19 protein-coding genes are annotated in these 22,528 nt (G+C 38.8%); 4 read left to right on the forward strand and 15 right to left on the reverse strand.

Annotated elements, in window-relative coordinates:
- Window positions 1-173: 173 nt before the first annotated feature.
- Window positions 174-1,610: a pyruvate kinase gene (pyk, locus tag DC53_RS11720; protein ID WP_007378051.1), complete on the forward strand. Its 1,437-nt coding sequence runs from the start codon at window positions 174-176 to the stop codon at window positions 1,608-1,610.
- Between the two features lie 64 nt (window positions 1,611-1,674).
- Here the strand turns inward: pyk and DC53_RS11715 are convergent, their stop codons facing one another.
- From DC53_RS11715 to thrS, 9 genes are all read right to left on the reverse strand, one after another.
- Entirely contained in the window at window positions 1,675-2,499 is an 825-nt protein-coding gene (locus DC53_RS11715; RefSeq protein WP_007379105.1) for a LytR/AlgR family response regulator transcription factor, read from the reverse strand.
- Complete coding sequence (locus DC53_RS11710; protein ID WP_033029398.1) at window positions 2,496-3,569, reverse strand: sensor histidine kinase; 1,074 nt, start codon at window positions 3,567-3,569, stop codon at window positions 2,496-2,498. The genes DC53_RS11715 and DC53_RS11710 overlap by 4 nt, the downstream gene beginning before the upstream one ends.
- A gap of 272 nt (window positions 3,570-3,841) precedes the next feature.
- Window positions 3,842-5,398 carry a SulP family inorganic anion transporter gene (locus tag DC53_RS11705; RefSeq protein ID WP_033029400.1) on the reverse strand — a complete coding sequence of 519 codons (1,557 nt, stop codon included), beginning with the start codon at window positions 5,396-5,398 and terminating at the stop codon, window positions 3,842-3,844.
- A gap of 128 nt (window positions 5,399-5,526) precedes the next feature.
- Window positions 5,527-5,985: an Lrp/AsnC family transcriptional regulator gene (locus tag DC53_RS11700; protein ID WP_007375323.1), complete on the reverse strand. Its 459-nt coding sequence runs from the start codon at window positions 5,983-5,985 to the stop codon at window positions 5,527-5,529.
- Window positions 5,986-6,192: 207 nt separating this feature from the next.
- Window positions 6,193-8,013 carry a M14 family metallopeptidase gene (locus tag DC53_RS11695; protein WP_033029402.1) on the reverse strand — a complete coding sequence of 607 codons (1,821 nt, stop codon included), beginning with the start codon at window positions 8,011-8,013 and terminating at the stop codon, window positions 6,193-6,195.
- Between the two features lie 581 nt (window positions 8,014-8,594).
- On the reverse strand, window positions 8,595-8,954 hold the full coding sequence (gene rplT / locus DC53_RS11690) for a 50S ribosomal protein L20 (RefSeq protein ID WP_002960711.1): 360 nt from the start codon (window positions 8,952-8,954) through the stop codon (window positions 8,595-8,597).
- Window positions 8,955-8,969: 15 nt separating this feature from the next.
- Entirely contained in the window at window positions 8,970-9,170 is a 201-nt protein-coding gene (rpmI, locus tag DC53_RS11685; RefSeq protein WP_002960713.1) for a 50S ribosomal protein L35, read from the reverse strand.
- A gap of 211 nt (window positions 9,171-9,381) precedes the next feature.
- Window positions 9,382-9,942, reverse strand: a complete 561-nt coding sequence (gene infC, locus DC53_RS11680) for a translation initiation factor IF-3 (RefSeq protein WP_002960714.1) — start codon at window positions 9,940-9,942, stop codon at window positions 9,382-9,384.
- A gap of 59 nt (window positions 9,943-10,001) precedes the next feature.
- Entirely contained in the window at window positions 10,002-11,912 is a 1,911-nt protein-coding gene (gene thrS / locus DC53_RS11675; protein WP_024606251.1) for a threonine--tRNA ligase, read from the reverse strand.
- A gap of 354 nt (window positions 11,913-12,266) precedes the next feature.
- Here thrS and DC53_RS11670 point away from each other — a divergent pair, with 354 nt between their 5' ends.
- Entirely contained in the window at window positions 12,267-12,713 is a 447-nt protein-coding gene (locus DC53_RS11670; RefSeq protein ID WP_033029405.1) for a DUF3010 family protein, read from the forward strand.
- 184 nt (window positions 12,714-12,897) lie between these two features.
- Window positions 12,898-14,631 (forward strand): AMP-binding protein, encoded by a 1,734-nt coding sequence (locus tag DC53_RS11665; RefSeq protein ID WP_033029407.1) that lies wholly within the window; start codon window positions 12,898-12,900, stop codon window positions 14,629-14,631.
- A 152-nt stretch (window positions 14,632-14,783) separates the two neighbouring features.
- On the opposite strand, the gene hflX is transcribed toward DC53_RS11665, so the two are convergent.
- From hflX to DC53_RS11635, 6 genes are all read right to left on the reverse strand, one after another.
- Window positions 14,784-16,133, reverse strand: coding sequence for a GTPase HflX (gene hflX / locus DC53_RS11660; RefSeq protein ID WP_007375328.1), 1,350 nt, complete (start codon window positions 16,131-16,133; stop codon window positions 14,784-14,786).
- A 338-nt stretch (window positions 16,134-16,471) separates the two neighbouring features.
- Complete coding sequence (locus tag DC53_RS11655; protein WP_002960721.1) at window positions 16,472-16,945, reverse strand: YehS family protein; 474 nt, start codon at window positions 16,943-16,945, stop codon at window positions 16,472-16,474.
- A 117-nt stretch (window positions 16,946-17,062) separates the two neighbouring features.
- Window positions 17,063-18,307, reverse strand: coding sequence for a lipoprotein-releasing ABC transporter permease subunit (locus tag DC53_RS11650; RefSeq protein ID WP_002960722.1), 1,245 nt, complete (start codon window positions 18,305-18,307; stop codon window positions 17,063-17,065).
- Window positions 18,297-18,995: a lipoprotein-releasing ABC transporter ATP-binding protein LolD gene (lolD, locus tag DC53_RS11645; RefSeq protein ID WP_033029411.1), complete on the reverse strand. Its 699-nt coding sequence runs from the start codon at window positions 18,993-18,995 to the stop codon at window positions 18,297-18,299. The genes DC53_RS11650 and lolD overlap by 11 nt, the downstream gene beginning before the upstream one ends.
- A complete protein-coding gene (locus tag DC53_RS11640) occupies window positions 18,988-20,205 on the reverse strand; it encodes a lipoprotein-releasing ABC transporter permease subunit (protein WP_033029508.1) in 1,218 nt (405 codons plus the stop codon). Before DC53_RS11640 ends, lolD begins: the two co-directional genes overlap by 8 nt.
- Window positions 20,206-20,352: 147 nt before the next feature.
- Window positions 20,353-21,225, reverse strand: a complete 873-nt coding sequence (locus DC53_RS11635; RefSeq protein ID WP_182755463.1) for a LysR family transcriptional regulator — start codon at window positions 21,223-21,225, stop codon at window positions 20,353-20,355.
- A 134-nt stretch (window positions 21,226-21,359) separates the two neighbouring features.
- Between DC53_RS11635 and DC53_RS11630 the strand changes: the two genes are divergently transcribed.
- On the forward strand, window positions 21,360-22,481 hold the full coding sequence (locus DC53_RS11630) for an S-(hydroxymethyl)glutathione dehydrogenase/class III alcohol dehydrogenase (RefSeq protein WP_033029416.1): 1,122 nt from the start codon (window positions 21,360-21,362) through the stop codon (window positions 22,479-22,481).
- The last annotated feature ends 47 nt before the right edge of the window (window positions 22,482-22,528 follow it).

Here is a 22,528-nt window from a genome sequence, read left to right on the forward strand (position 1 = left end):
TTGACGCATTCTGACACCGGTGTCATAATGATGACACAATAGTTTTGTATAAAATAGTGGCAATAATACAAACATTGTCCATAACTAAAAATATTTTTACCTTTTTGTATTTGTATTTTAAATAACAAAACAACCGTTAACCCGCTTACATCTTAAGCACACAGGAGAATTTGATGCTAAGACGCACAAAAATAGTCGCTACCCTTGGGCCTGCTACCGATAGAGATAACAATTTAGAAAAAATTATTCGCGCCGGCGCTAACGTTGTACGTTTAAACTTCTCACATGGTATTGCACAAGATCATAAAGACCGTGCGCAAGCTGTACGCGATATTGCAAAAAAATTAGGCAAGCATATTGCCATCCTTGCTGACCTTCAAGGCCCTAAAATCCGCGTTTCTACTTTTAAAGAAGGTAAAGTAACGCTTGCTGTGGGTGCAAAGTTCACTCTTGATGCAAAAATGGAAAAAGGCGAAGGCGATGTTAACTCTGTAGGTATTGATTATAAAGAATTACCTAACGATGTTAGCCCTAACGACTTACTCCTCCTAAATGACGGCCTTATCCAACTAAGTGTTGATGAAGTAGCTGGGCACTTAGTACATTGTACTGTAACTGTTGGCGGTGTTTTATCTAACAATAAAGGTATTAACCGTTTAGGTGGTGGCTTAACTGCTCCAGCATTTACTGAAAAAGATAAAGAAGATTTAATCACGGCAGCTGAAATTGACGTAGATTATATAGCAGTTTCATTCCCTCGTAGTGGCGATGATATGCGCTACGTTCGCTCTCTAGCTGAAGCGGCTGGTTCAAAAGCACAACTACTTGCAAAAATTGAACGTGCTGAAGCCGTTGAAACACAAGAAGCTGTTGATGACATTATTTTAGCGTCTGACGCTGTAATGGTTGCTCGTGGTGATTTAGGTGTTGAAATTGGTGATGCTGCACTAATGGGCAAGCAAAAACTAATTATTCGTCGTGCTCGTTCATTAAACCGTACTGTAGTAACAGCAACGCAAATGATGGAATCGATGATCGATAACCCGATGCCCACTCGTGCAGAAGTTATGGATGTTGCAAATGCTGTTCTTGATGGAACAGATGCTGTAATGCTTTCTGCTGAAACAGCGGCTGGTGATTACCCTGAAGAAACAGTTGCTACAATGGCACGTGTTTGTTTAGGTGCTGAATCTCAAAAAGAAACACACGTTTCTAAACATCGTTTAGATAGTCGCTTTTCTAATAATGCTGAATCAATTGCCCTTTCTGCTATGTATGCAGCAAACCATTTAGATTCTGTTAAAGCAATCATCACACTAACTGAATCTGGCAGTACGGCTAAACTGATGTCGCGTATTAGCTCTGGTTTACCAATCTACTCGCTTTCACGTCATGCAAGTACGTTAGGTCAAACGGCACTTTATCGTGGTGTTTACCCAGTATTTTTTGATTCTACAAAAACTGAAAAAGACGGTATGGTAAAAGCAGCACTTGATACTTTAGTTGCTCAAGGCTCTTTAGAATCTGGCGATACAGTGATCATTACTCACGGTGACTCAATGGAAACCGTGGGCGCAACTAACACAATGAAAATCGTAACTGTTGTATAATTACTAAATATAAAAAATGCGAGCTTAGCTCGCATTTTTTGTGCCTGTAATAAAAGCGTTGGCTTTAACTTGCTAATGCCGCTTTTACTTTATCTCGGTAGCTTCGGCTTACTTTTAGTTCTTGTCCATTTTCAAGCACCAACAAGTACTCACCACTAACTTGTGTAACCAATTTACTAATTTGTTTTGTGTTAACAATGGCACTTCGGTGAACGCGGACAAACAAATGAGGATCTAGCTCTTGCTCTAGCTCTTTCATTGTTTTACGTAAAATATGTGTTTGTCCATCTTGGCAATGTAGGCACATATAATCGCCAGCTGCATCTACCCATTGGATTGTTGCTGCCGGAACGCGAATAATTTCCCCCTGCTCTTTTACGGCTAACGACTCTGGGTAGCGTCTGTCTGTCAATGTATCGCCAGTGGCTAACTTCTTAAGTATTTCTTCGCAATTATTACCTGTAATACCGGCTACAAAACTCGCTAGTTTTTTCTTATGGGCGTTGTCTTGCTGCGTTTTTAAATAGGTATGCACTTTTTCTACCGCCTGTTTTAGTCTGTTATCGTCAACGGGTTTTAAAATGTAATCTAATGCATGAATCTCAAACGCTTTCACTGCAAATTGGTCAAATGCAGTTACAAACACAATCGCAGGTAATACTTTCGTACTTTCGCTAAGTGCTCGTGCGACTTCAAACCCATTCATGCCTGGCATTTGAATATCTAAAAATACCAAATCTATTTTTTCGTTTTTACATGTTTCAATTGCATCAGCACCAGAGCTACATAACTTAATTACTTCAATGTCTGTAAATTCTGCAAGCCTTACATCTAAACCTTTACGTGCTAATGGTTCGTCATCAACAATAAGTGTTTTTATTTTTATCATTTCTTCACAGCCTTCTCAAACGGTACTCGCAGATTAACTTTTAATCCACTTGGCGTATTATGTGATAATACAAACGAATAATTATTTTCGTAGAGCGTTTTTAATCTATCTTTTGTGTTTGCGACACCAACCCCTTGGGCATTGACGAGTTGACCATCTTTTATTTCTGTTCCAGGACCATTATCGCCAACCTCTAACAGTAACTCATTAGCAAACACTTGCGCTTTAATATCAATCACACCGCCTTCTGTTAAGTGTGCAATAGCGTACTTAATTGAATTTTCTATAATAGGTTGCAAAATTAAGCTCGGTAATAATGCTTGCTTAGCTTCTTCGCTTACTTCAACGTTTACTTTTAATCGTTCGTCAAATCGCACACGTTCAATTTCAAGGTATAACATAAGCGCATGAAGCTCTTGCTCTAGCGGAACTTTTTTAATCGGATCAGTATTCAATGTATAACGCAAAAAGTCACTAAGTTTAGAGACCATTAAATTAGCATCTTTATTTTCTTTCACCAAAATCAATGTAGAAATTGCGTTAAGTGTGTTAAACAAAAAATGAGGGTTTAGTTGATATCTTAGCATTTTCAATTGCGCTTCATGTGCCATGGTTGTCGCTTTTAACGCCTTTTGCCGTTCACCTTGTAGCAATTGATAATACTTAACGCCAAAGTATAAACCACTCCAACACAGTATAATATAAACTGAATCTAAACCCTGTTGTAAGTAATAAAACCACTCTTCAGGTCTATATCCGTGTCGGTAAATTTCCCATAGATTGAACTTTTGAACCACCGCCCACAAAGTACCGGTTATGTAAGAGGCACCAAATACCACCAATATAAGCACCCAAGGGGAGGCGTTCCATATTGTGCGATAGATATAACGAAGTGGCACTGTCATTAAACAGCCGGCATAAGCATTGAGTAAAATAACAAACACGTAAATATCACGCATTTCAAATACTTTAGAGCCGATGTAATTTACCAGTGCATAACCAATCCAGCCTGCAATTTGCAAAAGCCAAAAAAAGCGTTGTCGGTTATCAACTAACGATTGCCAGTTCAAAATTTACTTTTACTCCACAGTGTTAAAGCCTAATTATATAAAATCAACTTTTCGCTTGGCCTGATATTTTCTTATTTTGATAATAAAAAACAGCGTAAAATTAACTTTTAATAATAATTATATTTACACATTATATCGATTTATAAGAATGTTTAGCACTGCCAACTGTCTTAGTTTTTAAGAGCCTTAACGCAAAGTTCAGCACCGCTGATAATAAAAAAGCGAAAGGCCGTAACCTTTCGCTTTTTTAATGCTATTTATTGAATAAGTAACTATGCAAGCTTGTCTGAAGCAACTTTATAAGTTGGATCTTCAATCACATTCACTTCAACCAAATCGCGAGCTTTATGTAATAACTGAGTACAGTCTTTACTTAAGTGACGCAAGTGAAGTTGTTTACCGGCTTTTGTATATTTTTCAGCAAGCGTATCAATTGCTTCTATTGCACTGTGATCCGATACTCGGCTATGTTTAAATTCAACAATCACATTTTTAGGATCATTTTTTACGTCAAACAACTCAGAAAAGTTTTTAACCGAACCAAAGAATAACGGACCATGTAGCTCGTAGACTTTAGCGCCTTCTTCATCAATGTAGTTAGTTGTATATATTTGTTTAGCATGTTGCCAAGCAAATACAAGTGCTGAGACGATAACACCTACACACACCGCAATTGCTAAATCGGTAATAACCGTGACACCTGATACAAGCACAATTACAAACGCATCCGATAATGGTACACGCTTCATCATTTTAAAGCTTGCCCATTCAAATGTACCCAGTACAACCATAAACATTACACCAACAAGTGCAGCTAATGGGATCATTTCAATTAGGCTTGAGGCAAAAATAATAAAACCAAGTAACATAAGCGCAGCACTTATCCCTGATAAACGAGAGCGCCCACCTGAATTTATATTTATCATAGACTGGCCAATCATTGCACAGCCCCCCATTGCACCAAACATACCACAGGTAATATTTGCAGCGCCTTGACCTATACATTCTTTGTTGCTGTGGCCGCGTGTTTCTGTTATTTCGTCAATTAAACTAAGCGTTAATAACGATTCAATTAAACCAATAGCTGCTAAAATAAGTGCATACGGAAAAATAATTTGCAGTGTTTCAAAGTTAAAAGGCACCATAGGAATATGAAATTCTGGTAAACCGCCGGCTATTGTTGCCGCTTCGTCGCCCGTCATTCCTTTTAAGAAATCAAGCACGGTATGCGCTTCTAAATCAAAACCAATCACTAATCCTGTCACTGTTACTATGGCAACTAATGACGAAGGAACCGCTGTAGTCAGTTTTGGTAAAAAGTGAATTATTGCCATTGTTAATGCCACTAATCCCAGCATGATAAACAATGGACTGCCTGTCATCCACTCTTGCCCGCCCATACCGTCAGGCACTTTAAATTGCCCTAGCTGGGCTAAAAATATAACAATTGCTAAACCATTTACAAAACCCAGCATTACCGGATGAGGCACCATACGGATAAACTTTCCGAGCTTAAATATCCCCGCTAGTATTTGCAATATCCCCATTAGGAGTACGGTAGCAAATAGGTACTCTAAACCATGATCAAGTACTAAACTTACCATAACAACAGCTAAGGCACCGGTTGCACCTGAAATCATACCAGGACGGCCACCAAATATTGCCGTAATTAAACCAACGATAAACGCGGCATATAGACCAACTAAAGGTTCTACATTTGCTACAAAGGCAAACGCAACAGCTTCTGGAACTAAGGCTAACGCCACAGTCAATCCAGAGAGTATATCGTTTTTAGCAGAGCTTGGCGCCCTACTGAGTAAGTTAAACATTGAGTTCCTCAAATGGTATAATGGGTATAAAAAAAGCGCTAAATTCTATCAAATCAGCGCTCAGTTAACAATTGTCATGGTGTGGTTAAGCTAAACTAAAGCAGTTTAACTTTAAAAAGAAAGTGCTTTTATAAAGGAAGAGAAGTACTACGTTTTACACATGTCATTGTTACATTAGAATGTACTTCTTGTACGTATTCTAAGCTTAATAAATTATCACGGACAAAGTGCTCATAGCCTTCAATGCCTTGTGAAATAATACGTAGCATGAAGTCCATTGTTCCAGCCATAGTGTAACACTCAGTCACTTGGTCGTAGCTCATAATCAGCTTTTCAAACTCAGCAAGGTTCTTTTTACCGTGATTTGATAACCGCACATGCGCATATACCAACATATCAAAGCCTAGTTTTTTCTCATCTAAAAGAGCTACTTTGCTTTTTATGTATCCATCTTGCTCAAGTTTAGCGATGCGTCGCCAGCAAGGTGATTGTGACAAGCCGACTTTATCAGCAATTTCAGCTGTTGATAAACTGGCATCTTGTTGTAAAAGTGCCAAAATTTGGCGATCTACGTGATTTAGAGACATTTTATTTCTTATTTATCAAATAAACTGGTTAAATTATACAGCTATTTTAAAAAACAGTCTGCTTATTTTTATCTTTTATACTTATATGTTATTTCAATCATCAAAGTAAAAAGTCAACCATACTAGCCGATTATAAATGAGCTAGTATTTTCATAACACACCTATTATGCCCTACAAGTATTTGTGTATTGCACGCCCTAGGGCGTATTATATTTCTTTATTCTTTTGATCCGGTATAACAACCTTCTCTTCAAACGACATGAGTATCGGATATTTTAAATAAGCTTGGTCGTAAAACGGACTTTGCTCATATAGCCAATTCAAACGCGCGTCCGCATCTTGAGCAAACGTCTTATCGTCATTGATTTTTTTATCAAACGCGAGTGCAAGTTTCGGATTATCTTTTAGCATTTGACGAGCATATGGAATGAGCGCATAATTTTCCATGTATTCTGTTCGCTGAAAAATTGTATTAAATTCCCCCCAAGCAAAAAATGAGTCTGGCGCTTCAGGATGTAATAAATGCACTGCAAGCTCACCTGCTTTTTGTTGAGTTGTTACTTGGTACCAACCATCTAAATCAACATTAATTGCAGGGATATAATCAAAACTCGCTGATACTCTAAAACGACCTTCAAATGGCGCTTTGTCAAACGTATACTCTGCCACCTTTGCTACTTTTAAAGGCTGTTTATTTTCACCTTCCAGCTTATTAATAGAGACACCGTGTAGTTTCAACTTTTCTATAATATCAATGTATACAGGCGGAATAAAGAACGCTTTGGGTACTTCAACTGTATGTTGTACATCTTTTTGCCAATAAATAGGTAAGTCAGTATATGCATGTGCTTTACCTAAATACTTAACTTCATTTTGGCCCGAGAGCGCATTCATGCTTGATGAATATTCAATACCTTTAAATTGTGTAATCGTATCAGCCTGCTTGGCATAGCCACGCTTGACTATTAACTGTTTAGGAACAAATTCTTGTTCTTTTTTAACTGCATTAGCTAACTCATGACCATGTTTAGATAGTGCATTAATAGCACCATCTAAAAATACGTAAGTTCCTAAAACACGTTGCTTGTATGGCTTTAATGAATGATTTTCTACTAAAATAGTCGGTAATGACTTTAAATCACCCCAACCATTTGAAAAGCGCGGCGTAGCAACCCACCCCGCTAACCCTTTTTTAAAATCTCGCTTATCCATAACAAAAACAAGTGGCCCTGGCGTATGTCCTTGTTTAGCTAGCGTCTCATCTATTAGGGGTTTAAAAAATTGATTTAAAGCATCAGATACCGCAGGCGATTCGCTCGAAAATACTGGATTGTAACCATAAGTCACATCGTACTGGTAATCTGCACCATCGGTTACGTGTACATCAATGTATAAATTTGGGTTGTAGTCGTTAATAACCTTTAAAACGCTTCTAACTTCTGGGGTATCTAATTTAGTAAAATCACGATTTAAATTAAGGTTATTAGCATTTGTTCTAAAGCCCATTTTTGTAGGGCCTCGCTGATTGATACGATTGAATGCACTGCTACGTTCGTGTCCATCTACATTTAAAATAGGAATAAATAATATGTTTACCTTTTTTAAAATGTCACGACGCTTACCCGTGGCTATGTCTCTGAGCAGCATAAACATGGCATCTTTACCGTCTATCTCTCCAGAATGTATTCCCGCTTGAATAAAAATAGTCGGCTTAGTGCTATTAGCCATTTGTCCTGATTCAAAAAAACCTTGCTCGCTCGCTATCAACATCTTAATTGCACGTTTGCTGTTACTGTAGCCAATAGTTTGAGATTGAAACTGAGTAGGGTTTGCTGCAACGAGCCTATCAACAAATGCCATAGTATCTGCATAATTAGGCGATATCTCACCGTTAGACAACTCAAAATCGGTTGTTAATGGGCCCTGTTTTTGTAAAAGCTCTACACTTTTTCCCTGCCACTCAATGAGTGGAGGTAAATGTGCGTCATACGCCACACTTGCAGATAAAACGAGTAAACTTGCAAACATAAAATTCTCTAACAAACGCCTTAATTATATAAATTATATCAACTTAATTTTTTATAATGAGAAAACTGCGGTGATTCAACAAAAAAAAGCAGCCAATAGCATATGACTCACTTATGTTTGAAATTTAAGGCTTTATTACGCTAACGAACAATCGGTATAAAGTTTTAAAAAAAACAACTGGTTCAAACTCTTCTTCATTGTTGAACTGAATCAGAATTTTTAGCGCCGTTAACGCTAGGTTTAATAACAATCTGCTCATATATAGGTCTATATAACATTAAGAAAATTACGCTAGAGCTAGGCAAAAATTTCGTTATACAGTTGTTCTATATAAGAAATATTTTAACGCAGTTAACGTAAAATTTAATCCCTTAAACTGATTAGGTATTATTGCGGATTGGTATAATTAGTTAAATTACTCAAAGATTTATGCAGGTTGGTTTAATCTCCCAACTTGAGCAAATATTATTACGGATAGGTATTTGTAATTGAAATTGAAATTGAAATTGAAATAAAACTACTAAATAGCAGGCACAAAAAAAGGAGCCATAGGCTCCTCTTTAATACTTATACAAAAAAGCTTAAGCGGCTAGGCCTTCTTTTGCTTTTTCTACAAGCGCTGCGAATGCAACTTGGTCGTAAACAGCGATATCTGCAAGGATCTTACGATCGATTTCTACAGAAGTCTTTTTAAGACCATTGATAAAACGGCTGTAAGACAGACCATTTTGACGTGAAGCAGCATTGATACGTGCAATCCATAATTGACGGAAAGTACGTTTCTTCGCACGACGGTCACGGTAAGCGTATTGACCCGCTTTAGTAACAGCCTGGAAAGCTACGCGGTAAACACGTGAACGTGCTCCGTAGTAACCTTTTGCTTGTTTTAAAACTTTTTTGTGACGTGCACGTGCGACAACGCCGCGTTTAACTCTTGCCATTTCTAAAAACCCCTATTAAGCGAACGGTAACATACGTGAAACTAGACCATGGTCATTTTTATGAACCATCATCTTAGGACGTAGGTGTAACTTACGCTTAGAAGTTTTCTTAGTCAGAATATGACGAAGATGCGCTTGTTTACGCTTGAAACCGCCAGAAGCAGTCTTTTTGAAACGCTTAGCAGCGCCACTGTGACTTTTTAGCTTATAAGCCATTGCAATAACTCCAATTGTATTGCTTTTAAATTAGTAAGCAGGCGTGAGATATATTTCTATAGCTCCACTTTTAGGCCTAACTTACTGCCATGTTCCGGTGAAGACCCAGCATAAATGCCGCAATCTTACTTTAAAACCGGTTAACTCAGGTGAATATTCGCATATTGCTTGCAGACCTGAGCTAATTTCGGTGCGTATTATCGCTTAAAAATTATTTTTTAGCAACAGGCGCCATCATCATAACCATTTGGCGGCCTTCAACACGATTTGGGAAAGACTCAACTACTGCAAGCTCTTCTAAATCGGCTTTGATACGGTTTAATAATTCTATACCAATTTCTTGGTGAGCCATTTCACGACCACGGAAGCGGATAGTAATCTTAGCTTTATCACCAGCTTCTAAGAACTTACGTAAGTTGCGAAGCTTAACCTGATAATCACCTTCATCCGTACCAGGACGGAATTTGATTTCTTTTATCTGGATTTGCTTTTGCTTCTTCTTCTGCTCTTTTAGTTCTTTGCTTTTTTCAAAGATGAACTTACCGTAGTCCATGATTCTACAAACAGGCGGCTCAGCGTTTGGACTGATCTCAACAAGATCAACACCCGCTGCATCGGCCATAGTTTGCGCGTCTTGTAATGACTGAATTCCAGCTTGTTCGCCTTCAATGTCAATTAAACGAACTTCTTGCGCTGTAATTTCTTCGTTAATACGATTTTTTTGAGCTGTTTGTTGCCCTTTCTTGCCGCCTCTAATAGTACGTTCCTCCAAGAATATCAATAATATAAGCGTGTAAATGGCTGTTTGTTAATGCCCTACACGCTCGGTTTTTACTGTCGATTTTTAATTTCTTCGCTAATTTTAGCTACAAAATCATCAACATTAAATTTGCCAAGGTCTTCACCTGTGCGAGTACGCACTGCTACTTCTTGCTGTTCAACTTCTTTATCGCCAACAACAAGTAAATATGGAATACGCTTCAGTGTATGCTCACGGATTTTAAAGCCAATCTTCTCATTTCTCAAGTCAGCAGCGGCTCTAATTCCAAGTTTATTTAATTTTTGTACAACTTCTTTAACATAAGGAGCCTGTTTATCGGTAATATTCATAATTACCACTTGCTTTGGTGCAAGCCACGTCGGGAATAAACCAGCGTACTCTTCAGTTAAAATGCCAATAAAGCGTTCAATTGAACCTAAAATAGCACGATGTATCATTACAGGTGTACGACGCTCGTTATTTTCTGCTACATAAGTAGCACCTAAACGACCCGGTAATGCAAAGTCTAATTGCACTGTACCACACTGCCACGCTCTGTCTAAACAATCGTACAAAGTAAATTCAATCTTCGGACCGTAAAACGCGCCTTCGCCCGGAAGATAATCAAATTCAATATCGTTTAGCTTAAGTGCATCAGCTAAAGCAAGCTCTGCTTTATCCCACATATGGTCTTCACCAATGCGTTGTTCTGGGCGAGTAGATAGCTTAACTACAATCTTCTCAAATCCGAATGTTTCATATGTATCATAAACCATCTTAATACACGCTGATACTTCGTCCATTATCTGCTCTTCAGTACAGAAAATGTGAGCATCATCTTGTGTAAAGCCACGTACACGCATTAAACCGTGTAGTGCACCTGATGGTTCATTACGGTGACAACAACCAAATTCAGCCATACGAAGTGGTAAATCACGGTACGATTTTAAACCTTGGTTAAAGATTTGCACGTGACCAGGGCAGTTCATTGGTTTAATTGCGTATTCACGTTTTTCAGACTCAGTGGTAAACATTGCTTCTGAATATTTTTCCCAGTGACCTGATTTTTCCCAAAGTGAACGGTCCATCATCATTGGACCTTTTACTTCTTCGTACTCATATTCGCGTAATTTTTCACGTACAAATTCTTCAAGCTCGCGGTAAATGCTCCAACCATCGTTGTGCCAAAATACCATGCCTGGTGCTTCTTCTTGCCAATGCCATAAATCAAGCGCTTTACCGATACGACGGTGATCGCGTTTTTCAGCTTCTTCAAGGCGCTTTAAATACGCTTTAAGTTGCTTTTTATCGCCCCATGCGGTGCCGTAAATGCGTTGTAGCATTTTGTTTTCTGAATCACCACGCCAATATGCACCCGCCACTTTCATTATTTTGAAGTTTTGGCAAAATTTCATGTTAGGAACGTGAGGTCCACGACACATGTCTACATATTCTTCGTGATGATATAAACCTGGGCGGTCATCTTTAGCGATGTTTTCGTCCAGAATTTCTATTTTGTATGTTTCGCCACGCGCTTCAAATGTATCGCGTGCTTCTTGCCAGCTTACTGTTTTTTTCACTACGTCGTAGTTGGTTTTTGCAAGTTGCAGCATACGCTTTTCAATTGCTTCAAGATCATCTTGTGATAATGAGTGTTCCATATCGATATCGTAGTAAAAACCGTTATCAATGGTAGGACCAATTGCCATTTTTGCGTCTGGGAAAAGTTGCTTAACTGCATGACCGATTAAGTGAGCACAAGAGTGACGAATGATTTCAAGGCCGTCATCGTCTTTAGCGGTAATGATCTCAAGACGAGAATCTTCACAAATTTTATCACATGCATCAACACGGTCGCCATTTACACGGCCCGCAATGGTCGCTTTAGCTAAACCAGGACCAATGTCGTTTGCAACATCAAGCGTGCTTACAGGGTTTTCAAAACTACGTTGACTTCCGTCTGGAAGAGTAATAACTGGCATTATAAATCCTTGCTACAGTGGTGACACCTACAATGTATCACGTGTATTTTTAATAAATTAAATGAGAATGACTCGACAACGCTTTTACGAATAAGCATTGACTAATATATGTAGATGAGGAGTCTATTCAACTACAAAGATATATTGTCGCGTGCCGCGCATTTAATTACAAGTTTAAAGGGGTGAAATCCACCCGTTTTATCCACAAAATGTAGCTTTTAAAGCAAAAAAATCATTTTATTAAAATATAAAAGCATCAATGCATTAATTACGCGCCTACAACTATACCCGCACTCGCATTTTAATGTGCGTTGCGTATAATACTGCGTAATTAAGTTATTTTAGAGAATAGACATGAGAACATGTGGTGTAGAAATTACCGGTAGTGATGTACTACTTTGTATTTTAAGTAAAGATAATGACGTATTTGATATTCGCGATGTGCGCCAAACACGCTTTACCTTAGGTAACGGTAACGACACTGAAGTAATGCGTAAATTTCAATTCGATTTTGCAAAACTAATGCAAGATTACCAAATTGATTCTGTTGCAATTCGTGAGCGTCAGCCTAAAGGTAAGTTTGCTGGCAGTGCAAAAGGCTTTAAAATGGAAACTGCAATTCAATTAATTGAAGGCTTAGACGTTCGCGTGTTTTCTACAACAGAAATTAAAGAACAAGTTAAACGTAATCCAATACCTATTGCCTTTGAAGAAACAGGCCTTAAAAAGTACCAAGAAAATGCTTTTGTAAACGCTTACGTTTACATCATGAAAAAAACATACCGCAGCGACGAAATGTAAACTCATTACTCGTTTAAAAACGCGTACTTACATTGTAAGACGCGTTTTTTTATGTCTAAAAAGTAGTATTAGCTTTTATTAATCGAATAATACATTAGTCTAACCGCACTTCTCTTTGTCGACAATATGTGTTTATTTTAACTTTGTAGTTTAATAACTCACACACATTTTCATGGAGAGAGCAATGCACACACACACTATTGTGGTAAAAGAAGTAGAACAAATAAATCACTTGCCGTTATCTCAAAGCTACTTTAAAGGTATACAAAGCACACCTTTAACAAATTCAACTATAGGCGAGTACTTTGACTTTATTGTCGACAAAAACCCAGAGGCGTTAGCTGTTGTAGTTCATCATCAAGGTATTAGATTAACGTATAAAGAATTTCAAAAAGAAGTTAATCAGCTTGCTATGGGGTTACTGGCACTTGGCGTAAAACCAGGTGAGCGCGTTGGTATTTGGTCTCCTAATAATATTGAGTGGTGCTTAACCCAATTTGCAACGGCAAAAATTGGCGCAATCATGGTGTGCATCAACCCGGCATATCGTCCTAACGAATTACAATATGCTTTAAATAGTGTTGAATGCTCTACTCTGATCACAGCATCAAATTTTAAAGGCAGTGATTACTTAGAAATGCTTAATGGTTTAGCGCCAGAACTTGCAACTTGCGATAAGTACACACTCAATTTAAAAGCACTACCCACTCTTAAAAATATAATCCGCATTGGCGATGAAGCATCACCTGGTATGCACTCTTTTAACGATGTTATTAACTTGCCAACAGCTGCTCATGAGCTGGAATTAAAAGCAATAGGTGAAAACTTAAATGCTGAGCAATACATCAATATACAATTTACATCAGGCACAACAGGCAACCCAAAAGGCGCAACGCTCACGCATAAAAATATTTTAAATAATGCGCTATTCGTCGCCGAATCTATGCACTTTACGAGCGATGACAAGTTATGTATCCCTATCCCGTTATATCATTGCTTTGCAATGGTATTGGGTAGCTTATTGTGTGTTAGTAAAGGTGCAGCAGCCATTTACCCAAGTGATTCGTTCGATGCAAAAACCACACTAGATGTAGTTCAACAAGAAGGATGTACAGCACTGCACGGTGTACCTACTATGTTTATTAGTGAACTTGAGCTGAGTAATTTTAAAGATTATGACCTAAGTACTTTACGCACGGGTGTAATGGCAGGCTCTACATGCCCAGAGCAAGTAATGCGCAAAGTACAAACACAAATGAATATGCATCAAGTACTGATTGCTTACGGGCAAACGGAGTGCAGCCCCATAAACAACATTACCGAAACAGACTCTTCTATAGAGCGGCAAGTAACGACAGTTGGCCGCGCCCTTGCCCATACCGAGGTTAAAATAATTGACGAGCTGGGTAACATTCAAAAAATTGGTCAACCTGGCGAAGTGTGTAGTAAAGGTGCAGGCATAATGCGCTGCTATTGGAATGACGAAGCTAAAACAAAAACCACAATAGATGACGAAGGTTGGCTGCACTCTGGCGATTTAGGTGTCATGGATACAGAAGGGTTTGTCACGATTGTTGGGCGTATAAAAGATATGATTATTCGCGGCGGCGAAAACATTTACCCTCGAGAAATAGAAGAAGTACTTTACACCTACCCAGGCATTCAAGATGCTGCCATATTTGGTATAACCGATGAAAAGTATGGCGAAGAAGTATGCGCTTGGATCCAACCAAAAGAAGATGCTGTGCTTGATGAGCAAGCAATTCGTGAGTTTTTAAAAGACAAACTAGCCTACTTTAAAATGCCACGACATATCCGTTTTGTAGAAAACTACCCAATGACAGTAACAGGTAAACTGCAAAAATTTAAAATGCGCGAGCAAATGCAAGAAGAGCTAAGCGAAAATCCTTTTTCCTAGTTTCGTCTTTAAGTAACTGAGACTCTGGATAGGGAATTTATCTCAGAGCTATATTTAGAGCTAGCAGCGTTAAATTTACGTATGTTAGGACTAATACTAAAAAGCACAGCCAATTGGCTTTGCTTTTTATGAACTGAATTGTACTGAATTTATTATAAATTCAACATTCTCTTTTTTAAACGTTCTAAATCAATCGCACTCGAGCGTACTGTTAATTTAATATGGCTGTATTCATATTCTTCTTTAACAACACTCATACTCGATCGGATTTCGCCCACGATACCTTTGGCTGTGTACGGTATAACAATCTCTTCTTCAATCATGTCCTCTTGAGCAATGCCAATAATGTATTTGTGCAATTTACTAATATCATCTGGATTACGCGTAGAGGTCATCATCGCATCAGGAAATTCATCCATTAGCGACTGCTGCTGTTCAGTACTTAATTGGTCTGACTTATTCAGTACTAATAATTTTTTGCTGCCTTCCACCCCAACTTCTGCCAGTACTTTATGTACTACTTCAAGTTGTGAGCGAAAAGAAGGATCTGAAGCATCTACAACATACAACAATAACGACGCATCATGAGCTTCAGCGAGCGTTGAATGAAATGAAGCCACCAAATCGTGAGGTAACTTTTTAATAAAACCAACTGTATCTGATACGAGTATACGAGGCTGGGTAATGGGATATAACGCACGAACTGTAGTATCTAGCGTAGCAAAAAGCTTGTTTTCGCCCTCTACATCACTGCCTGTAATAGCACGCATCATTGATGACTTGCCTGCATTGGTATAACCAATTAAAGCCACTGAAAATAGCTCAGAGCGCTGCGTACGTCTGTCCATCATTACATCTTGAACACTAACAAGTTCGCGCTTTAATTCTGCTAACTGATCGCGCACCTTACGGCGATTAAGCTCAAGTGTGGTTTCACCCGCACCTTTACCCATTTGGCGTTCTTTATCGCCTGTTGATGTTTCACGCAGTCGTGGCGCGACATAATTAAGGCGAGCAATTTCAACTTGTAATTTTGCTGTTTTAGTACGCGCATGACGGCTAAATATTTCAATGATAATACCAGTGCGATCAAATACTTCTACACCTAATTGGTTCTCAACATTACGCAGTTGAGAGGGCGTTAAATCGCAGTCAAATACCACTACATCGGCACATGCAAAATCTAAATCGTTTGATGGGATTTCTGAGGATATTTCGGTTAAAGGGTCTTCATCAAGTAAATTATCTTCTTGCTCGTCTTCAACCATCCCTTTATTGCCGGTAAGGTGAGCTATTTCAGCTAGTTTACCCGAGCCCAGTACATTAACTTTTTGAGTTGAGCTTTGCTTTTGCGATTGCGTACCTACTACTTTAAATCCTAACGTAGTCACCAAACGCGCAAGCTCTGCAAGCGACTCTGTTGCTTCGTCACCTTTAAATTGTGGTGTGCTAATAGAAATAAGTAACGCATTAGGAAGTGATGGTTTTGCAGTTAGTTGCATAATTTTTTATATGTTAATGCACCTGAAGTGCAAACCTAATTTTCATTCGAAAGTAAGCTGATCCTACGCTGTTATGGCCGAGCTTTACAGCGTTATAGCTTACGAATGCAATTATTATCTTCATTTTGCCAAAATTAGCGTAAATCTATGAACTATTTATACGGGGCATTATAATTTTTACACGCAAATAAACCAATAAGTAACTTGGTGTTGTTATAAATGTATTTAATTATTAAGTGTTGGGGTTTACCATTGATAATAGGCTTTATGTAGCATTGCGCATACACAAGCCCATTAACTAAAAGCTAATTAGTTAAAAACTAATTAGCTAAAATCAATTACTCAGCAGACTCTTCTGGACGATGCTGCTTTTGTACACCGGTTAAAAACAAGCGTAATATTTGATCGTTACAAACACGGTAATGTTTGTTATCTACTTTTCGAGAAAATGCACTTAACTCATGTTTACTTAAGTCAAAATCAACAAGTGCAAGTGTTGCTATGACATCTTCTGCTTTCATATTTAAAGCAATACGTAGCTTCATAAAGATAATATTGTTGTTTAGCTTTTTCTCAGGCTCTGGTTGCTCACCTTCGCGTTTGCCACGTTGGGTATTAATAAACCCATTTAAAAAGCTAGCAAACTCAGTATCACTTATTGGGGTAAAAGCCTCTTCACCTTCTTTAGTTAACCATGCAATTACTTGCTCTTTGGTGACCGTATGCTCTGCTGATGCAAAAACATTGACCATAGCAGTATCAGTTAAGTTAAAAGTGTAGCGAATGCGGCGTAAAATATCGTTATTAGTCAAAGTAAATCCCAAAGTGAGGTATAGCAACCAAGCAGTTATTGCTTAATTTTAAATAAGCGCCTAGTTTAACAGGTTTACTAATACCACCCTATTAATTTTTATCTGAGCTTCTTATACCTAGTTACCAAGCACCTTGGCAGGATCTACGCGCGTTGCTTGCCATGCAGGATAAATAGTGGCAAGTATCGCAAGCACAAACGTAACAATCACTGTAATACCAATGTCTTCAAGTACTAATTTACTTGGTAAAAACTCTATAAAATAAACGCCCTCAAGTGGATTGGCTCCAAATAATTGGCTTATCCACGTAAAAAGCTCACTTATATTAAGCGCTAATACCACACCAATTAGTGTTCCTAGTGCCACGCCTACAAATGCTTGCATTAAGCCTTGCATTACAAAGGTGGCTAAAATAGTACTGTCTTTCGCGCCCATGGTTTTTAAAATCGCGATATTGCCTTGTTTTTCGCGTACTTCCATCACCAAGGAGGACACAATATTAAAACTGGCTACCGCTATAATTAAAAACACCACAATATAAACAATGGTACGCACCATTTGAATATCTTGATAAAGGCTACCTTGGGTTCTAAACCAACTAGAAACATACACGTAGTCGTCAATAGTTTGCCCTACTTTTAGCGCTATTTGGTGCGCCGAAAACACATCATCAACACTTAAACGCAGCCCTGTTACTTGGGTTTCATCGTAACCCAATGTTTGCTGTGCTTTGTTAAGATGTATAAATGCAGCGGTACTATCAATCGGTCCGCCCATTTCTATAACACCTGCAAGGTTAAGTGTTACGCGTTTAGGCGCTAATAATGATTGACCTTTTTGACTAATTTGCGGAATAAGTAATGTAATGTTATCGCCTACTTTGGCGTCTAACTGTTTTACTATTTGCTTACCTAAAATTACATCGTCAAGGCCTAACTGACTCACTAATTTACCACTGGTAAACTGGTTTACCGCCGATACATTACTCTCGAGCGATGGCTCAACACCTCGAATTTCTATCGCTTTTAGCTGGCTTTTATATTGCGCCATTCCGTTAACGGCAATAAATGGCGCAGCCCCTGTTACGTGAGGTTGTGTTTGTAAATCCTCAACCTTTTGCGACCAATTTGCAATGGGTCTACTTGGTGCTACATATTCAACCTGCGGCACAACACTTAGCAATCTATGTACTAGTTGCTGCTCAAAACCATTAATTACCGACAGCGCCACAATTAAAACCGCGACACCTAATAAAATACCAATAGTCGACGCTTTAGCGATAAAACTAACAAAGCCGTTTTTTTCATCTTTGTGGCCTGAATAGGCTCTAAAACGTTTACTTAAAAATGCACTAAGCAACATGCTGCGACTCTTTAATAGCTAGTTTTCCATCGTCTAAATAAGCTATTTTGCCTAGCTTATCGGCAAGTTCTAAATCGTGTGTAACTACCACAAAACTGGTGTTTAAGCTTTGGTTAAGCTCATTAATTAAATCGTAAATTTTAATCGCATTTTGTTTATCTAAATTACCGGTTGGTTCATCAGCAAGCACAAGCGCAGGTTTTGTAACCAGTGCACGGGCAATAGCCACGCGTTGGCGCTCTCCACCAGAAAGCGCAGACGGTTTATGCGAACTGCGATGTGCAAGGCCTACTTTTTCGAGCATATCGAGCGCTTGAGCTTTGGCTTCTTTTGCACTCAAGCCTTTAATTAATAATGGCATAGCTACGTTTTCAACTGCGCTAAACTCCATTAATAAATGATGAAATTGATAGATAAAGCCCAAGTTTTGGTTTCTAAATGCGGCTTGCTCTGTTCGCGAAAGTTTTGCAACTTCTTGGTTTCTAATTTTAGCGCTACCTGAGCTTGCGGTATCTAATGTGCCAAGTATGTGTAAAAGCGTACTTTTACCAGAGCCAGAACTCCCCACAATAGCGAGCATTTCACCTTGCTGCAGCGCTAAATCAACGCCTTTTAATACTTCAACTTGGTTGCTGCCATCTTGATAAACTTTACTTAAATTTTCACAACTAATTACTAAATCATTCATAACGTAATACCTCTGCTGGTTTTACTTTTGCGGCTTTACGCGCAGGATATAAGGTAGCTAAAAAGCTCATAGCAATACTGGCAAACGCTATTATTACTAAACTCAAAATATCAAATTTTACCGGAAGCTCTATACCCGCCAATAAGTTTAAGCCCACTAATGCAAGTAGCTCATTTATATATAAACTAAATATTACACCTAAAAATGCGCCTATTGCGGTACCAATTACGCCGTTATATAAGCCTTGCACCATAAACACTTTTTGCACTTGCGAAGGTGTTAAACCTAACGTTTGTAGTATGGCCACTTCACCTTGTTTTTCGCTTACCATCATGGTTAATGCCGATACAATATTAAATACAGCCACCAATACAATGAGGGCAAGCAACATAGACATAATGCGCTTTTCCATAGCAACGGCTGCAAATAGAGTACCTTGGGTACTGCGCCAATCACTATAATTATGATCTTGTAAAATACGCTGGCTTGCTTCAATAAACTCATCTAGTTCGAAAGGTTCGTGCAATGAAACACTTAAATTTGGGGCAGTGTTTTTATCCAGCTTTAATACCCGTTGTAGTGAAGCGCCACTTGTAAACGCAAGTGCCATATCTATCTCAGATCCGGTTTCGTATATTGCGGCAACTTTAAATAAACGCTGGCTGGGTACTCGCCCAAGAGGTGTATACGTTGAAGCATTAGGCATAATAACGCGAAGCTTATCACCCACGCTAACGCCTAATTTACGACTCAAATAACGACTTATAGCAATGTTGTAATTTTTGTTTAATACAGTTTTCCAATCGCCTTGCACTATTTTATCGGTAATTTTATACAAAGAACCACTATCGTTATAAAGGCCTTGTAGTAAAACGCCGTGCAAGTCTTTATTTGTTTGCAAAATAGCTTCGCCGTGGCGGTATAAGCTTACATGATCAACATAAGGAGATTGTTCGAGGTCGGTTTTAAGGGTGCCCATTTGGGTGGCAGTGTTTTTACCTGCGCTAACTTCAACATGCGGAATAAGTCCGAGCATATTGGTTTTTAGGCTATTTTCAAACCCGTTCATTACACTGCTTACCGTAAATAATGCCATTAAACCAATAGCGATACCGGCAATAGAAAAAAACGAAATAAACGATATAAACGCATTTCCTTTAGATGAGCGACTATATCTAAGCCCTATAAATAAGCTAACCGGTTGAAACATATTATTTTTAACACTTATCGTAAAAGTATTGAGCAATAGTAGCACGAAAAAAGTGCCTTTGGGTATGGCGTAAAATGTAAGAAATAATTTAAAAATCTGATACTTGGCTATATTTACAGCAATACATGTTTAACCATTAATTCGCGGTTAAGCTTTTAGCCCTTTAACTAAATAATCGAGCAATACCCGTACATTAGTGGCCACAAACTGCCTTGGTGGATATACGCCCCACACCCCTTCTTGCTGTGGTTGATAGGGTGTTAAAATAGGCACTAATTGCCCTGAGTTAATTTCGTTTTCAATGTAGTAGTCTGGGAGCTGTACAATACCAAGCCCCTTTTTTGCGCCATCCACCAGCGCCCAACCACTATTACACTGTAGCCGTCCCGCTATTTTAATGTGTTTATCGCGCCCATTTTCGTTTACGCGCCAGTAGCTACTATTCCCAATTAAACATTCATGGCTGTTTAGCTCGCCTAAAGTATGCGGCTCACCAAATCGCGTTAAATACTGTGGTGCCGCGCACATAATAAAGCGCCGCGCACTTAACCTACGCGCTTTTAAGCTCGAATCTTTTAAATGCCCTAGCCTTATGGCTAAATCAAATCCGCCCTCTAATAAGTTTTCTTGCTCGTTACTTAGTGTGGCAACAACTTCGACCTCGGGATGATCCTTCATAAAATTATGCACTATGGGCATAATAAAGCTCTCTCCGTACATAACTGGTGCTGTGAGCTTTATTTTACCTTTAGGCGTACTTTGTTGCTGAGCAAGGCCTTGAGTTGCCTCATCCATAGCGTGTTGTAAGTGCTTTATTTGATGTAAGTACACTTCACCTTCTTTAGTTAAAACCACTTTACGAGTAGTACGAGTTAAAAGCTGGGTATTTAAACGTTGTTCAAGCGCCGTAACATGACGGCTAATATGCGCAACCGAAAGCCCAAGCATTTTTGCAGCCGCAGTAAAGCTGCCCTCTTCACCAACCGCTATAAACTCATCAATTCCATCCCAACGCGCCATTATTACCATACTGTAAAAGTGTTTTAATAAAATTGAGATTATCATTATTTGAGAAACAAATACAATAAGCCCATCACCCAAGCAAATTGGGTCTACAATTATTTTTTAATAGCCAGTTAAAGGAAATAAAACACATGTCTGAATTTATTAAATCAAAAGCTGCCATTGCTTGGGGTCCTAATCAACCACTTAGTGTTGAAGAAGTTGATGTGATGATGCCTAAAAAAGGCGAAGTAATGGTAAAAATTACCGCTACAGGTGTGTGTCATACCGATGCATTTACATTATCAGGCCAAGATCCTGAGGGCATATTTCCTGCTATTTTAGGTCACGAAGGTGCTGGTGTTGTTTATGCTGTTGGCGAAGGCGTAACGAGTGTTGAAGTGGGGGATCATGTTATTCCTTTATACACTGCAGAATGTGGCGTATGTAAAATGTGTACCTCAGGTAAAACTAACCTGTGCTCAGCCGTGCGCGAAACACAAGGTAAAGGCCTAATGCCAGACGGCACAACACGCTTTTTTAAAGATGGCCAACCAATTTATCACTACATGGGAACGTCTACGTTTTCTGAGTACACAGTATTGCCAGAGATCTCACTCGCTAAAGTAAATAAAGAAGCATCACTAGAAGAGATTTGCTTACTAGGCTGTGGTGTAACAACAGGCATGGGCGCAGTTACCAACACCGCTAAAGTAAAGCCTGGCGACACTGTTGCTATATTTGGCTTGGGCGGTATTGGTTTATCTGCGATTATTGGCGCAAAAATGGCTGGTGCTGGTCGTATTATTGGTGTTGATATAAACACCACTAAATTCGATTTAGCTACAAAACTAGGTGCAACTGATTTAATTAACCCAAAAGATTTCGACAAGCCAATTCAAGAAGTTATTGTTGAAATGACCGACGGCGGCGTTGACTACTCGTTTGAATGTATTGGTAATGTTGACGTTATGCGCTCAGCGCTTGAGTGTTGTCACAAAGGTTGGGGTGAGTCGGTCATTATTGGTGTGGCAGGTGCAGGCCAAGAAATATCAACCCGTCCGTTTCAGCTGGTAACTGGGCGTGTATGGCGTGGTAGTGCATTTGGTGGCGTTAAAGGCCGTTCACAACTTCCTGAAATTGTTGAGCGTTACATGGCAGGTGAATTTGCTCTTAGCGACTTTATTACTCACACAATGAGCCTTGAAGATATTAACGAAGCGTTTGATTTAATGCATAAAGGCAAAAGTATTCGTACAGTCATTCATTACTAATAAACTGCATTCGTAAAATAGCTTATTAATAAGCCGTAATACTTTTA

It is taken from the genome of Pseudoalteromonas fuliginea (genome assembly GCF_000690055.1).
In the GTDB taxonomy this organism is placed as follows: Bacteria; Pseudomonadota; Gammaproteobacteria; order Enterobacterales; family Alteromonadaceae; genus Pseudoalteromonas; species Pseudoalteromonas fuliginea.